The sequence below is a fragment of the Ruegeria sp. O4 genome (assembly GCF_056535125.1).
Map to the genome: position 1 here is coordinate 104,546 of NZ_JBQERO010000006.1, position 15,165 is coordinate 119,710.

Annotated in this window: 11 protein-coding genes; 3 read left to right on the forward strand and 8 right to left on the reverse strand. The window is 59.7% G+C overall.

Translation table 11 applies throughout. The features are described from left to right. Nucleotides 1-11: 11 nt before the first annotated feature. A complete protein-coding gene (mce, locus tag ACR0J7_RS09745; RefSeq protein WP_267364251.1) occupies nucleotides 12-416 on the reverse strand; it encodes a methylmalonyl-CoA epimerase in 405 nt (134 codons plus the stop codon). A 136-nt stretch (nucleotides 417-552) separates the two neighbouring features. Here mce and ACR0J7_RS09750 point away from each other — a divergent pair, with 136 nt between their 5' ends. After that, nucleotides 553-1,272, forward strand: coding sequence for a response regulator (locus ACR0J7_RS09750; RefSeq protein ID WP_267364252.1), 720 nt, complete (start codon nucleotides 553-555; stop codon nucleotides 1,270-1,272). A 180-nt stretch (nucleotides 1,273-1,452) separates the two neighbouring features. On the opposite strand, the gene aspS is transcribed toward ACR0J7_RS09750, so the two are convergent. The 4 genes from aspS to ACR0J7_RS09770 form a co-directional block, all read right to left on the reverse strand. Next, the gene (aspS, locus tag ACR0J7_RS09755) at nucleotides 1,453-3,228 is read right to left on the reverse strand and encodes an aspartate--tRNA ligase (protein ID WP_480914053.1); all 1,776 of its coding nucleotides are present in this window, start codon (nucleotides 3,226-3,228) and stop codon (nucleotides 1,453-1,455) included. A 79-nt stretch (nucleotides 3,229-3,307) separates the two neighbouring features. Beyond that, nucleotides 3,308-3,979, reverse strand: a complete 672-nt coding sequence (locus tag ACR0J7_RS09760; protein ID WP_480565369.1) for a CPBP family intramembrane glutamic endopeptidase — start codon at nucleotides 3,977-3,979, stop codon at nucleotides 3,308-3,310. Beyond that, complete coding sequence (locus tag ACR0J7_RS09765; RefSeq protein WP_480914056.1) at nucleotides 3,976-4,623, reverse strand: aminotransferase class IV family protein; 648 nt, start codon at nucleotides 4,621-4,623, stop codon at nucleotides 3,976-3,978. The genes ACR0J7_RS09760 and ACR0J7_RS09765 overlap by 4 nt, the downstream gene beginning before the upstream one ends. Then, the gene (locus tag ACR0J7_RS09770) at nucleotides 4,578-5,705 is read right to left on the reverse strand and encodes an aminodeoxychorismate synthase component I (protein ID WP_480565363.1); all 1,128 of its coding nucleotides are present in this window, start codon (nucleotides 5,703-5,705) and stop codon (nucleotides 4,578-4,580) included. Before ACR0J7_RS09770 ends, ACR0J7_RS09765 begins: the two co-directional genes overlap by 46 nt. A gap of 178 nt (nucleotides 5,706-5,883) precedes the next feature. Here ACR0J7_RS09770 and carB point away from each other — a divergent pair, with 178 nt between their 5' ends. After that, a complete protein-coding gene (gene carB / locus ACR0J7_RS09775; RefSeq protein ID WP_480914059.1) occupies nucleotides 5,884-9,237 on the forward strand; it encodes a carbamoyl-phosphate synthase large subunit in 3,354 nt (1,117 codons plus the stop codon). 65 nt (nucleotides 9,238-9,302) lie between these two features. Here the strand turns inward: carB and ACR0J7_RS09780 are convergent, their stop codons facing one another. From ACR0J7_RS09780 to ACR0J7_RS09790, 3 genes are read right to left on the reverse strand one after another with little or no spacing between them, the layout of a single operon-like run. After that, a complete protein-coding gene (locus tag ACR0J7_RS09780) occupies nucleotides 9,303-12,350 on the reverse strand; it encodes an efflux RND transporter permease subunit (RefSeq protein WP_480914062.1) in 3,048 nt (1,015 codons plus the stop codon). An 11-nt stretch (nucleotides 12,351-12,361) separates the two neighbouring features. Next, nucleotides 12,362-13,399 carry an efflux RND transporter periplasmic adaptor subunit gene (locus ACR0J7_RS09785; protein ID WP_480493636.1) on the reverse strand — a complete coding sequence of 346 codons (1,038 nt, stop codon included), beginning with the start codon at nucleotides 13,397-13,399 and terminating at the stop codon, nucleotides 12,362-12,364. Then, nucleotides 13,396-13,863: a MarR family winged helix-turn-helix transcriptional regulator gene (locus tag ACR0J7_RS09790; RefSeq protein ID WP_480487592.1), complete on the reverse strand. Its 468-nt coding sequence runs from the start codon at nucleotides 13,861-13,863 to the stop codon at nucleotides 13,396-13,398. Before ACR0J7_RS09790 ends, ACR0J7_RS09785 begins: the two co-directional genes overlap by 4 nt. Before the next feature lie 160 nt (nucleotides 13,864-14,023). On the opposite strand from ACR0J7_RS09790, the gene ACR0J7_RS09795 reads away from it, so the two are divergent. Beyond that, nucleotides 14,024-15,148, forward strand: a complete 1,125-nt coding sequence (locus ACR0J7_RS09795; RefSeq protein WP_480914064.1) for a beta-ketoacyl-ACP synthase III — start codon at nucleotides 14,024-14,026, stop codon at nucleotides 15,146-15,148. The last annotated feature ends 17 nt before the right edge of the window (nucleotides 15,149-15,165 follow it).

Sequence of the window (15,165 nt, forward strand, 5' to 3'; positions counted from 1 at the left end):
GATTTTGCGGATCATACCTGTTCCAGCTCGACAAGGCAGCCGTTGAAGTCCTTGGGATGCAGGAACAGCACCGGCTTGCCATGCGCGCCGATCTTGGGCTCCCCCGACCCCAGAACACGGGCACCGGTCGCTTTCAAATGATCACGGGCGGCGATGATGTCTTCGACCTCATAGCATACGTGATGAATACCGCCTGCCGGGTTCTTTTCCAGAAACCCGTTGATAGGGCTGTCGTCGCCCAGCGGGTACAAAAGTTCGATCTTGGTGTTGGGCAGTTCGATGAACACAACCGTGACGCCATGATCCGGTTCGTCCTGCGGCGCGCCAACCTTAGCGCCCAGCGCATTGCGGTACTGTTCGGATGCCGTCTCAAGGTCGGGTACGGCGATGGCAACGTGGTTCAGACGCCCAATCATGTCTCACTCCTGATGTCCTGCGTTGCGTGGGTTATGGGGGCTGCTCTGCAAAAGGACAAGTGCGCCAAATCGCGCGTTAACGTCGTGTTAGCCAGAAGTTCCTAGCGTGAAGCATCTGCTGGATAGGAGAGCTGCCATGGACGATTCGGGCCTCATTGCCACCACCGCCGCCACGCCCACCGCAACGCGGCCCTTGCTGGGACAGACAATTCTGGTTGTTGAAGACAGCCGATATGCCTGCGACGCGATCCGCCTGATGTGCCTGCACAGCGGCGCACGCATCCGACGCGCTGACTGCCTGAAATCGGCACGGCGACACCTGCAGATCTATCGCCCCTCGGTCATTCTGGTCGATATGGGCCTGCCCGACGGGTCCGGAGCTGACCTGATCGCCGAACTGGCCGAAGCTTCACCACGGATCAGCGTGATCATGGGCCTGTCGGGCGATGACGCTACCGAAGGTCTGGCGTACGCAGCCGGAGCGGATGGATTTCTGTCCAAGCCGATAAAATCATTGTCTTATTTTCAGAAGTCCATTCTGGAGCGCCTGCCCGAAGATCGACGCCCAAGCGGGCTCCACTCGGTTCGCGACGAAGTCATCCGACCCGACCCGATGGCTTATCAGGACGACATGGCGCATATCGCCGATGTCCTTACCGGGCCCAACGATCATCGCACATGGGATTACGCCGCCCAGTTTCTGCAAGGGGTCGCACGGGAAGCCGATGACAGACCGTTGGCAGAAGCCGCCCGAAAGCTGGCGCTGTCACGGGCGAACGGCGCACCGATCACGGCGCAGGCAGCGCAGGTCGCCGGCATGGTGCAGAACCGTTTGGAACAAAGAAAGGCGATTTGACGTGATTGCAGCTTATTTCATCACTGCAACGCTTCTGTGCATCTGGGCCTATCGCCAAACACGGCAGACTGCACGCTCAATTCGTGTCAACCGAGGCGATTTGAACAACCCACTGGACTGACCCGCGAATACGCACCGGCACCAAAATGAAACCGCCCGCTGAATGCGGGCGGCTCTCGTTCAGTCCTGCGGGATGAGGCGCAAGCCCAGTTCCATCAGCTGATCCGAGGTCGGGTCTGAAGGTGCGTCCATCATCAGATCTTCGGCCCGCTGGTTCATAGGGAACATCATGACCTCGCGGATATTGGCCTCATCCGCCAACAGCATCACGATCCGGTCGATCCCAGCGGCGCAGCCACCGTGCGGCGGCGCACCGTAGTGGAAGGCGTTGAACAGAGCGCCAAAGCGGGATTTCACTTCATCCTCGCCATAGCCTGCCAGTTCAAAGGCCTTCAGCATGATTTCCGGCTTGTGGTTCCGGATCGCACCCGACACCAGCTCATATCCATTGCACGCGAGGTCATACTGATACCCGCGCACATCCAGCGGATTGCCCTGTAGCGCTTCCATGCCGCCCTGCGGCATCGAGAACGGGTTGTGCTCAAAGTCGATCGCGCCGGTTTCTTCGTCTTGCTCGTAGATCGGGAAATCAACGATCCAGGCAAAGGCAAAGCGGTCTTTCTCGGTCAGCCCAAGCTCGTCGCCGATCACATCGCGCGCCTTGCCTGCAACCTTTTCAAAGGCTTTCGGCTTGCCGCCCAGGAAAAACGCCGCATCGCCGACACCCAGACCCAATTGCTGACGGATGGCCTCGGTCCGCTCGGGGCCGATGTTCTTGGCCAGCGGGCCTGCGGCTTCCATCCCTTCGCCCTGATCGCGCCAGAAGATGTAGCCCATACCGGGCAGACCCTCTTTCTGGGCAAAGGCGTTCATGCGGTCACAGAACTTGCGGCTGCCACCGGTTGGCGCGGGGATAGCGCGAATTTCGGTGCCTTCCTGTTCGAGCAGCTTTGCAAAAATCGCAAAACCAGACCCGCGGAAGTGGTCGGAAACCACCTGCATCTTAATTGGGTTCCGCAGGTCGGGCTTGTCCGTGCCGTACCACAGAGCCGAATCCTTGTATGAAATCTGCGGCCAGTCCTGATCGACCTTGCGAACGCCACCGAACTCTTCGAACACACCGGTCAGAACGGGCTGGATCGTGTCGAACACGTCCTGCTGCTCGACAAAGGACATCTCGAGGTCAAGCTGGTAGAAATCGGTGGGTGAGCGGTCGGCGCGCGGGTCTTCGTCGCGGAAGCAGGGCGCAATCTGGAAATACTTGTCGAAACCCGACACCATAATCAGCTGCTTGAACTGCTGCGGGGCTTGCGGCAACGCGTAGAACTTACCCGGATGCAGGCGCGACGGCACAAGGAAGTCACGCGCGCCTTCGGGTGAGGACGCGGTGATGATCGGCGTCTGGTACTCGCGGAACCCCTGATCCCACATACGCTTGCGCATGGAGGCCACCACGTCCGAGCGCAAGGTCATGTTGCGCTGCATCGCCTCGCGTCGCAGGTCGAGGTAACGATAGCGCAGGCGGGTTTCCTCGGGGTATTCCTGATCGCCGAACACCATTAGCGGCAGTTCCTCGGCGGCCCCCAGAACTTCCAGTTCGCGCACGTAAACCTCGATCTCACCGGTGGGCAGTTTCGGGTTCACCAGTTCGGCGGCACGCGCCTTGACGGTTCCGTCGATGCGGATGCACCATTCGGAACGCACCTTTTCAAGCGCAGCAAAAGCGGCGCTGTCGCCGTCACACAGGATCTGGGTTACGCCGAAATGGTCGCGCAGGTCGATGAACAGGACGCCCCCATGATCTCGGACCCGATGCACCCAACCGGACAGGCGAACGGTTTCACCGACATTAGCGGCGGTCAGTGCGGCGCAGGTGTGGCTGCGATAGGCGTGCATGGATCATATCCCTTCGGGCGCAGAATTCGTCGCGCCGATACACCCTGTCAGGCCCGGAAAGTCAAGGCGGGTCGCCCTGTCAAAACGGCCTTTGCACGTTGCCTGAGTAGAAATAGACACCCAGCCCGACCGCAAAGATGATATTGCCCGCAATCGCGTGCAGCAGCACCGCATAGAAGAACGAGCCGCGCTGCCTGTAGGCCCATGCAAACAGCAGCCCGCCCGCAAATGTCATGAGGACGACAATCCAACTCCAATACATCAGATGCGCGAACGAGAAGATGGCAGCATTCAGCACATAAGCCGCGCGCCCTTCTGGCAGGATCGCGTGATAGCGACGGAAGAACAGTGGGCGGAACAGAAGTTCCTGTGGCAGTGCAGACAAAACAGGATAACCGATCCAGATAAACGCCAGCATCTCAGGGCGGTGTACTAGCAGAAAAAACGCGGCGTCGGGGCGTGTCACCTGAATCAGCCCAACGCAAAACACGGACATGAAAGCGGTAAACAGCACAACTTCGCGAAGCGACCAGTTGGCCCAATCATAGCGCAGCTCGGCCCATTGAAAGCCCGGTGTCCAATGCAGCAGCATGATCCCCAGCCCGGTCAGGGCAAACAGAGCCGGAAACATCCAGTTCGGTGGAAACAAAACCGCGATGATCAGCGGCAGGACAACATAGAACAGGCCGAACTCAACTCTTAACCGCGGCAATGCAACCGGCGGTCCGACCATCGCGCTGTCTTTGGTCACGTGTCTATCAGCTCCACCCGGATCAGCCCGCGCAATGAATTGCCCATGTAGGCAGTTTGTGCATTTTTCAGGTCGCTCAAGGTCAGCACGGCCTCAGACACCGTTCCTTTATCCAGTAATTCTTCGCGCAATATGCCAGGCAACAGACCGCTGGAGAGCGCAGGTGTCAGAATACGACCGTCCTGTTTTTCGACGAAAAGGTTGCTGATGGTGCCCTCACACAGCTCATCAAGCTCATTCAGGAATAACACCTCGTCTATGCCATCCGTCAGCGCGGCGCGAGTATTGTCATAAAGGGCGCGGCGGCTTGTCTTGTGACGCAGCCAAAGATCATTGGAAGCCAGTCGCTGATCAGACAGGGCGATGCGCCAGACCGGAGGGTTGCTGGCCAGAACCCCGGTGGTCAATTCGAATGCGCCCGATGCGTCCAGTGTAAGGCGGCACCGCAAGGGGGTGTCGCCCAACGCGCCATCCAGCGCGGCGGTCGCTGAATCCGGGTTGAAGGGAAGGCCAAAGGCCGCAGCGGTTCGGGCCATGCGCGCAAGGTGACGGTCTTTTCGGACAAAGCCCTGACCTGGCCGAAACGCCAGTGTTTCGATCAGGCGGAAATGAGGCTCAGCTGGCGGGCGAAGCGGGCTTTCCATAGCGCCTCCTCATATTCTGCCGGGGCGGTGCTGTCCCAGACAAGGCCCCCGCCCACGTTCAGGGTGGCCTGATCGTCTTCCAGCATCAGCGTACGGATGGCCACGTTGAACTCGGACCGGCCATCAGGCGCGGCCCAGCCGATGGTGCCACAATAGATGTCGCGCGGCCAGGGTTCCAGCCCGGCCAGAATTTCCATGGCGCGAATTTTGGGGGCGCCCGTGATCGAGCCGCAGGGAAACAGAGCCGTCAGTATATCGCTGAGCCCTGCGCATTTGAGCAACTGGGCACGGACAAGTGAAACCATCTGATGCACTGTCGCATAGGTTTCCACCTTGAACAGTTCAGGGACATGAACGGAACCGGGCAACGCGACACGGCTGATATCGTTGCGCAGAAGATCGACGATCATCAGGTTTTCCGCCCGGTTCTTTTCGTCCGTGGTCAGAAACGCCCGGCGCCGCATATCCTCATCCGGGTCTTCGCTGCGCGGCTGGGTGCCCTTCATCGGTCGAGTCTCGATCTTTCCATCCGCGTCTGTGCGGAAGAACAACTCTGGCGAGCGGCTGAGCAAATCCGGCAACCCGACCTGCTGCACCAGCGCACCATGCCCAACGGGCTGCCCCGCTGCCAGTGCCGCATAAAGGGTTTCACTGCTGCCCGAGACGGTCAGGTCAATCGGAAAGGTCAGGTTCGCCTGATAGATGTCACCGGCACCGATGGCATCATGCACCACTTGAAAGGCTTCGCCATAGCGCGCCTCGTCCCAGCGCGGCTGAAACGCGCGCACCTCGCCTGCGGGCGTCGGTAAAGAAACCCGATCCGGCGCGCCGTAAACTCCAAAGCACAGCAAGGGCAGCCGACGCGATTCCGGCAAAAGTTTGATCAGCCGGGGTTCAAGCACATATCCCAGTTCATAACTGGCATAGCCAGCCAGCCAGGCGCCGCGCGCGCGCGCCTCATCCAGCGCCGCCAGAGCCTGGGGCACGTCCTCCGCCGTATCCGCGCGGATAATCCGAGACGGGCGCTGAAACCGGGTTCCGCGACCGGCTGGTCCCTGATCAAAACGAATACGCAACTGCATCCTCTTTTGCCGTGAAGGGCGATATAGAGAATACTCTGGCAGGGGAAAGGGGGGAAAGCGGCAATTTCGCTTCTGTTTCCGATACCCCTTGAACCTTTCTGCGTGGTCCCTATAACGCACGACAATTTGGGCGCTTGGGCGGCGCCCGCGACTCGTGCAAAATCGAAGGGGCCAGACCATGCCGAAGAGAACCGACATCAAGTCGATCATGATCATCGGGGCGGGTCCCATTGTTATCGGTCAGGCCTGCGAGTTCGACTATTCCGGCGCTCAAGCCTGCAAGGCCCTGCGCGAAGAAGGTTACCGGGTTATTCTGGTCAACTCGAACCCGGCGACAATCATGACTGACCCCGGACTTGCCGATGCCACCTATATCGAGCCGATCACGCCCGAGGTCGTCGCCAAGATCATCGAAAAGGAACGCCCTGACGCCCTGCTGCCCACAATGGGCGGGCAAACCGGTCTGAACACCTCGCTCGCGCTGGAAGAGATGGGGGTGTTGGACAAGTTCGGTGTCGAGATGATCGGTGCCAAACGCGACGCCATCGAGATGGCCGAGGATCGCAAATTGTTCCGCGAGGCGATGGATCGGCTGGGGTTGGAAAACCCCAAAGCCACCATCGTGACCGCCCCCAAGAAGGCCGACGGCTCTGCCGATCTGGAAGCAGGTGTGCAGATCGCTCTGGACGAGTTGGAGGAAATCGGCCTGCCCGCCATCATCCGCCCGGCCTTTACCTTGGGCGGCACAGGCGGCGGCGTGGCCTATAACCGCGAGGATTATATCCATTTCTGCCGCTCGGGCATGGATGCCTCGCCTGTCAACCAGATCCTCGTCGATGAAAGCCTGCTGGGCTGGAAAGAATACGAGATGGAAGTGGTGCGCGACACTGCCGACAACGCCATCATCGTCTGTTCCATCGAAAACGTCGACCCGATGGGCGTGCACACGGGTGACTCGATCACCGTGGCCCCTGCCCTGACGCTGACCGACAAGGAATACCAGATCATGCGCAACGGCTCGATTGCCGTCCTGCGCGAGATCGGGGTGGAAACCGGTGGCTCGAACGTGCAATGGGCAATCAACCCCGATGATGGCCGCATGGTTGTGATCGAAATGAACCCGCGCGTGTCGCGTTCATCGGCGCTGGCCTCCAAGGCGACGGGTTTCCCTATTGCCAAGATCGCCGCGAAACTGGCCGTCGGCTACACGCTGGACGAGCTGGACAATGACATCACCAAGGTCACGCCTGCGTCGTTCGAACCTACCATCGACTATGTCGTCACCAAGATCCCGAAATTCGCGTTTGAAAAATTCCCCGGCTCTGAACCCTACCTGACCACTGCAATGAAGTCAGTGGGTGAGGCGATGTCCATCGGGCGCACCATCCACGAATCCATGCAGAAGGCGCTGGCATCGATGGAATCCGGCCTGACCGGGTTTGATGAGATCGAAATTCCGGGGTTGAGCATCGGCCTGTGGGATGAGGTCGAAAGCAGCGATGACAAGGCGCATGTCATCAAGGCGATCAGCAAGCAGACCCCCGACCGTCTGCGCACTATCGCACAAGCCATGCGTCATGGCCTGGCCGACGATGAAATCTTTGGCGTCACCAAGTTTGACCCCTGGTTCCTGGCCCGCATTCGCGAGATCATCGAAGCAGAACGCACCGTGCGCAAGGACGGTCTGCCAGTGACCGAAGAAGGCATCCGCAAGCTCAAGATGCTGGGCTTTACCGATGCGCGTCTGGGCAATCTGTCAGGCCGCAGCGAAGATAACGTGCGCCGCGCCCGCCACAATCTGGGCGTTACCGCGGTCTTCAAACGCATCGATACCTGCGCTGCTGAGTTCGAAGCGCAAACCCCCTATATGTACTCGACCTACGAAGCCCCTATGATGGGCGATGTCGAATGCGAGGCACGCCCAAGCGACCGCAAGAAGGTCGTTATTCTTGGTGGTGGTCCGAACCGGATCGGTCAGGGGATCGAGTTCGATTATTGCTGCTGCCACGCCTGCTATGCGCTGACCGAGGCCGGGTACGAGACCATCATGGTCAATTGCAACCCCGAGACGGTTTCGACCGACTACGACACCTCGGACCGTCTGTATTTTGAGCCGCTGACCTTTGAACACGTCATGGAAATCCTGACGAAGGAACAGGAAAACGGCACGCTGCACGGCGTGATCGTTCAGTTCGGTGGGCAAACTCCGTTGAAGCTGGCCAACGCGCTTGAGGCCGAGGGTATTCCGATTCTGGGTACCACACCGGACGCAATTGACCTGGCCGAAGACCGTGAACGGTTCCAGGCGCTGGTCAATGAACTGGGCCTGAAACAGCCCAGAAACGGTATTGCCTCGACCGATGAAAAGGCGCTGGAGATTGCCGAAGAGATCGGTTTCCCGCTGGTCATTCGCCCCTCTTACGTTCTGGGCGGTCGTGCGATGGAAATCGTGCGCGATATGGATCAGCTGCGACGCTATATCAACGAGGCCGTTGTGGTCTCGGGCGACAGCCCCGTACTTCTGGACAGCTATCTGGCGGGCGCGGTCGAACTGGACGTAGACGCCCTGTGTGACGGCACCGATGTCCACGTCGCGGGCATCATGCAGCATATCGAAGAGGCGGGCGTCCACTCGGGCGATTCCGCCTGTTCGCTGCCGCCCTATTCACTGTCGAAAGAGATCATCGGGCAGATCAAGGATCAGGCGTTCAAGCTGGCCAAGGCTCTGAATGTTGTTGGCCTGATGAATGTGCAATTCGCGATCAAGGATGATGAGATCTATCTGATCGAAGTGAACCCGCGCGCGTCGCGCACCGTACCGTTTGTTGCCAAGGCCACCGACAGTGCGATTGCGTCGATTGCGGCGCGCATCATGGCGGGCGAGAAGTTGGCCGATTTCCCGATGCGCCCGCCCTATCAGGAAGGCAAGGACACCAAGATCGCGGACCAGATGACGCTGGCCGATCCGGATATGCCCTGGTTCTCGGTGAAAGAGGCCGTCATGCCCTTCGCCCGTTTCCCCGGCGTCGACACCATCCTTGGCCCGGAAATGCGCTCGACAGGCGAGGTGATGGGCTGGGACCGTGACTTCCCACGCGCGTTCCTCAAGGCGCAGATGGGCGCGGGCATGGTGCTGCCGTCCTCTGGCCGTGCGTTCATTTCGATCAAGGATGCCGACAAGGGCAAAGCCATGCTGGAAGCGGCACAGGTTCTGGTTGATCAGGGCTTCACGCTTGTGGCCACGCGCGGCACCCAAAGCTGGCTGGACGAACAGGGTGTTGCCTGTGACGTGGTGAACAAGGTGTACGAAGGCCGCCCGGATGTTGTGGACATGCTGAAAGACGGTCAGGTGCAGCTGGTGATGAACACCACCGAAGGTGCGCAGGCGGTTGAGGACAGCAAGGCCATCCGCTCGATCGCGCTGTATGACAAGATCCCGTATTTCACCACCGCTGCAGGGGCCAATGCCGCAGCACTGGCGATCAAGGCACAAGCTGAGGGCGACGTCGAGGTGAAATCGCTACAGGGGTAAAGATCCCAAAACCAAATGAAAAAGCCCCAAGGGAAACTCTGGGGCTTTTATTTATTTTCAATGCCTTACGCAGGCGCCTCCATCGTTTTCTTTCGTTCGTCACGGGCGAAGAACAGCAGGTAAAACACCGGTGCCGCGACCATTGTCAGCACGGTGGCAAATGCCAGACCGCCCATGATCGTTACTGCCATCGAGACGAAGAACGCATCCGTCAGCAGTGGCGCCATGCCCAGAATGGTCGTGACAGCCGCCAGCATGACGGGCCGCAAACGCGACACGGATGCTTCGATGATTGCATCGCGCAGGGGCTTTCCTGTGGCGCGGACCAGATCGATTTCCTCAACCAGAACAATGCCGTTCTTGATCAGCATACCCGACAGGCTGAGCAGGCCCAGAAGTGCCGTAAAGGTGAAGGGCAGTCCTGTTCCCAGCAGGCCGATCACCACGCCGTTCACGGACATCGGCACCAGCAGCCAGATGATGATCGGCTGACGGATCGCGTTGAACAACAGGACCGAAATCAACACCATGATCAGCAGGCTCAGCGGCAATTGTCTGCCCAGGCTTGCCTGCGCTTTGCGCGAGTTTTCGAACTCTCCACCCCATTCCATCTTGTAGCCGGGCGGCAATTCGATGGCCTCGATGGCGTCCCGAACTTCGGCGTGGACCTGCGCCGCAGTCAGGTCGGGCGGGATGTCCGCGCCGACGGTGATGGTCAGAACCCGATCACGACGGTGAACCAGCGTATTGAGCGTTTTGTACTCGAATCCATCCACCATTTGTTCAATTGGTACAAACTTTTCCGACTGGTCCGAGTACACGACCTGATCAACGATCGAGTAATCTTCGTCCGCGGGTCGGCGCAGGATGATCGGGATCAGGCGGTCGCGCTCGCGGAACACACCACCCGTAATGCCGTCGGTCGAGAATTGCAGGGTGGCGGCGATGTCTTCGCGTGTGACACCGGCTGTCTGCGCCCGTTCGGTGGCATAGATCGGTTGCAGAGCCAGTTCCTGTTCGCGCCAGTCGTGATGAACCAACAGCGCGTTCGGGGATGCGGCTGCCATGCGCTGCACCGCCTCATCAGCAAGCTGGCGCAGCACGACCGGATCGCTGCCCGAGAAGCGGGCCTGAATCGGATCACCACCGCCGGGGCCAAAGACCAGACGCTTGGTGCCGAACTCACCTTCGGGGAACTGGACGGACCCAAACGCCTCAAGGTCCGCTTGCAGCGCCGGGATGTCGTCCAGGCTTGCTGTGCGGATGACCATGTGCCCATAGCTGGGATTCGGCTTTTCGGCTGAATAGGTCAGCATAAAACGGGTAGCCCCCTGGCCGACAAAGGTCGTGACCGAGACGACGTCGTCGCGTGCTGCCAACCACTCTTCGAACACCGCCATGTCTTCGGCGGTTCGTGCAATCGGTGTGCCCTGCGGCAGTTTGTAGTGCACGAAGAACAAAGGCGTGTTGGAGTTGGGGAAGAACTGCTGTTTCATCAGCCCAAACCCGGCATAGCACACCACGGTTACGCCGACGAGACCAGCAACAACCAGCCATCGGAAGCGCAGCGCAAAGCGCAGGATCGCACCATAGGTGCGGAACAGGAGGCCGCCGTAAGCGTCGATCTCGCCTGCTTTGCCCTGTTTGAAGAAGTAATGCCCCAACAGCGGCGTGACGGTGATCGCCAAAACCCAGCTGAGCAACAGTGAAATGCCGATCACGGCGAACAGAGAGAACAGGAATTCTCCGGTTGCATCCGGGCTGAGGCCAATGCCCGCAAAGGCCATGATGCCGATCACGGTCGCACCCAGCAGCGGGATCTGGGTTTTTGACGCCACATCCTCGGCCGCATCGCGCGAGGACTGGCCGCGCAGCATGGATATCTGCATTCCTTCGGCCACAACGATGGCGTTGTCCACCAGCATCCCCATGGCGATGATCAGGGCACCCAATGAGATTCGCTCCATCTCGATTGAGAAGAGCGACATGAACAGAAGCGTGCCGACAACGGTCAGCAGCAGGGTCGAGCCGACAACAATGGCCGCGCGCCAGCCCATGAAGATGCCCAGGACGGCGACCACGATGGCCACCGACATGGCAAGGTTCACGAGAAAGTCGTTCGAGGCCTGTTCGACCACCACATGTTGCTGATAGATCGGCAGGATTTCGACACCGAAGGGAATGCTTGTGTTCAATTCCGCGAACTTTGCATCAGCACGTTTACCAACCTCGACAATGTTTTCCGTGGCCAGACCCGCGATACCCAAGGTGAAGGCCTCGGTCCCGTTGTAGCGGATAATGATGTCGGGGTCGTTCTGACGGGCACGATAGACATCGGACATGTCAAAGAGGTTGATCACCTGCCCTTGTGAACCAACAGACAGGCCCGCAATGGCCGACACGCTGTCTGACCCTTCAGCCGTCAGGATGGTGGTCCGGTCATTATCAGAGCGTAAGGACCCTGAGGAATTGACCGAATCCGCATTGGCGATGGCCTGGTTGATTGCTTGCAGCGGGACATTCTGGTTCACCGAAATAGCCAGATCGGGTTCGACAAAGATCGCCTCGTCCGGCAGGCCCTGAACCTCGACATCGGCGACGCCGTCCACGGTGAGCAGTTCCCGCCGCAGGAACGTTGCCAGTTCGTGTTTTTCAGCGTCCGAGAACCCTTGGGCGGTCACCGCATAGAACAGGCCGAAAACATCGCCGAACCCGTCATTCACAAACGGCTGGCCGACGCCCGAAGGCAGGCCGCGCGCGGCGTCGCGCACCTTGGCCCTGAGCCGGGTCCAGATGGCAGGCAGTTCGGTGCCGTCATATGTCGACTTGATCTCGACCTCGATCAGGGACCGTCCGGGTTGATTGACCGAGGTGATGACATCCACCTCGCCCATCTGCTGTATGGCGGATTCCAGCGGTTCCGATACTTCCAGCGCCACCTGTTCGGCGGTGGCGCCCGGGTATTGCGTGATGACAACCGCGTTCTTGATTGTAAAGGCCGGGTCTTCCAGACGGCCAAGCGATGTGAACCCCCAGATGCCCCCAATGAGAGCAATGAGAATGACCAGCCATGTGTAAAGCGGCCGGTCGATTGAGGCGCGGGCGATGTTCATCTGTCAGCCCCTCAGTTCGCGAAACCGGCGAACCGGCGCACCGTCTGACCATCCGTCAGCACAGCGCCCCCGGCCACAACGACCTCATCCCCATCTGACAGGCCCGTCAGCACCCGGACTTCGCCGGTTTGCGTGGGCTCGATGGTCACTGGGACGCGGCGCACGGTGCCCTCATCCGCCCCGACCGGGGAAAACACCACGACGTTCAGCGCGCCGTTTGCGTCAGCGACTACGGCGGTCGCCGGGACGACGATGCCTGTGCGGTTGTCCTGCACCTGAACGTTGACGGTAACGGAAGAACCGGGAAAGATTTGCAGCCCCTTTGGCGGGGTCAGGCCAAACTGGATGCGGAAAGTTTGACCGACGCTGGAGGTTTCCGCGTCGAATTCACGGATTTCCAGCGGGAAGACTTCGTCACTGACCGGGAATTTCGCGGTGATGAAGAAGTCGTCATTCTGGCCAGAGCGTTGAAACAGGATCTCGGGCACATCGACCACGATGCGAAGTTCCGACATGTCGTGAATGCGGACGATGGGGGTGCCCGCCGAGACGGTCGTAAACGCCTCGACCGAGCGGCTGGAGACCAGCGCGTCAAACGGCGCGGTCAGCGTGGCGTGTTCCAGTTCATATTCCGCGTCGCGCAGGGCGATTGCGGCCAGCTGCGCCTCGGTCTCGGCGTCGTCCACGGCCACCTGGCTGGCGGTTGTACCGCGCAGGCGCGACAGGCGAGCGACGGTGCGGTCGGCCTGTTCCTTTTGCAGCCGCGCCCGATCAAGGCGCAGCTCGAACGGTTCCTGATCCAGGCGGGCAATCAGACCATCCTTGGGAATCATGAAGCCTTCGTTGATGGGCATCTCGACAATCTGGCCAGCAACCTGAAAGGCAAGATCAACGGTCTGGCGCGCGGCGACGCGGCCAAAGAACTGCCGCGTGAAACCCGGCGCGGTTTCGCGCACCTGCATGAGTTTCACCGGTTTCGGGGTATCTTGAGCGGCAATCGGGGTTGCCAGAATGGCCAGTGCAAGGCCCAGAGAGGTCAGGAGTTTCATTTCTTCAATCCCTCGGGAATTCCCGTTTTCAATACGTTGTCGCGGATTTTGCGCGCCAGTCGCGCGAATTCGGCAGTTTCTTGTTCGTTTAGGCCCGAGGCCCTGTGAAACAGGTCCCCGGCGGCGGCGACCAGCATGTTGCGGGCCTCTTCGCCCTGCTCTGTCAGCACCAGCAACCAGGCGCGGCGGTCTTCGGGGTCACGCCGCCGCGTCAGGTAGCCCGCTTTTTCAAGGGCATCGGCTGTGGCGGTGATCGTTGACGGGACGCTTAACATATCAGCGGCCAGAACGCCCATGCGCTTGGGCTGATCCAGTTTGATCAGCATGTGGCATTCCGGGTGGCTCAGGTCTGTTTCGATACAGTCGAAGGTCTCTTCCAGTTTCCAGTACAGGGCATAGACGCCCATGATCGCCTGAATCTCGGGGCTGAGGCGGCCCAGTCTGGCGCTGATATCGTCGGGCATTGGGGGGTCTCCGCGCGGGTTACGGGGCGATATACTTCAATTTCTGAACTATTCAAGATATGAAACTGCGCCCAGGAACGAATTCCCTTAGGTCAACATATCTTGATCAAATCACGCCATGACTGCATTTTGGGCGAATCCGAAACATTCAGGACCCGCCATGTATACCCCCGCCATCACCGGTACCGGTGTCTTCACCCCGGAAAACGTCATCACCAACGCCGAGCTTGTTGAAGCGTTCAACGCCTATGCCGACAAGCAGAACGCGAAGAATGCCGAGGCCATCGCAGCCGGGCAGATGGAGGCGATGCAGCATTCCTCGGAAGAGTTCATCGTCAAGGCATCGGGCATTCATAACCGGTACGTGATGGACAAGACCGGGGTGCTGAACCCGGACGTGATGCACCCGACGCTGCGCCAGCGCAGCGATGACGAGCCCGGGATCATGACCGAGATGGCAGTGGATGCCTGCAAGAAGGCGCTGGCGCAGGCGGGGCGCACGGCGGCGGATGTCGATCTGGTGATCTGCGCGGCCTCGAACCACGAGCGCGCCTATCCGGCGATTGCAATCGAGATTCAGCAGGAAATGGGCATCGACGGGTTTGGCTTTGACATGAATGTCGCCTGTTCTTCGGCCACGTTCGGCATTCAGGCGGCGGCGGATATGGTGCGGTCCGGTTCGGTGCGCGCGGCGTTGGTGGTGAACCCTGAAATCTGCTCGGGCCATCTGGAATGGCGCGACCGGGATTGTCACTTTATCTTTGGTGATGTGGCAACGGCAACGCTGATCGAGCGGATCGAAGACGCAAAAGGCCCGCATTTCGAAATCCTGTCGACCCGCTGTGCCACCGCCTTTTCCAACAATATCCGCAACAACAACGGGTTCCTGCGCCGGTCGCGCCCCGATGGTGTGATTGACCGCCGCGACATGCAGTTCATGCAGAACGGCCGGAAGGTGTTCAAGGAAGTGTTGCCGATGGTCAGCAAGCATATCAGCGACCATATGGAGGCCGAAGGGGTCAGCAATACCGACCTCAAACGCCTGTGGCTGCATCAGGCCAACAAGACAATGAACGACTTCATCGGCAAGAAGGTTCTGGGCCGCGAACCCGAGGCGGGCGAGCAACCCAATATCCTTCAGGATTATGCGAACACCTCATCCGCAGGGTCGATCATTGCGTTTTCGAAATACTCGGACGATCTGCAAGAGGGTGATCTGGGGCTGATCTGTTCTTTTGGGGCCGGGTATTCGGTTGGATCGGTGATCGTGAAGCGTCACGCCTGATCGGCATTCCGCAACGC

Coding starts and splice junctions, on each gene's coding strand:
- mce (WP_267364251.1), bottom strand. CDS start 416: ATGATTGGGCGTCTGAACCACGTTGCCATCGCCGTACCCGACCTTGAG.
- ACR0J7_RS09750 (WP_267364252.1), top strand. CDS start 553: ATGGACGATTCGGGCCTCATTGCCACCACCGCCGCCACGCCCACCGCA.
- aspS (WP_480914053.1), bottom strand. CDS start 3,228: ATGCACGCCTATCGCAGCCACACCTGCGCCGCACTGACCGCCGCTAAT.
- ACR0J7_RS09765 (WP_480914056.1), bottom strand. CDS start 4,623: ATGGAAAGCCCGCTTCGCCCGCCAGCTGAGCCTCATTTCCGCCTGATC.
- ACR0J7_RS09770 (WP_480565363.1), bottom strand. CDS start 5,705: ATGCAGTTGCGTATTCGTTTTGATCAGGGACCAGCCGGTCGCGGAACC.
- carB (WP_480914059.1), top strand. CDS start 5,884: ATGCCGAAGAGAACCGACATCAAGTCGATCATGATCATCGGGGCGGGT.
- ACR0J7_RS09780 (WP_480914062.1), bottom strand. CDS start 12,350: ATGAACATCGCCCGCGCCTCAATCGACCGGCCGCTTTACACATGGCTG.
- ACR0J7_RS09785 (WP_480493636.1), bottom strand. CDS start 13,399: ATGAAACTCCTGACCTCTCTGGGCCTTGCACTGGCCATTCTGGCAACC.
- ACR0J7_RS09790 (WP_480487592.1), bottom strand. CDS start 13,863: ATGCCCGACGATATCAGCGCCAGACTGGGCCGCCTCAGCCCCGAGATT.
- ACR0J7_RS09795 (WP_480914064.1), top strand. CDS start 14,024: ATGTATACCCCCGCCATCACCGGTACCGGTGTCTTCACCCCGGAAAAC.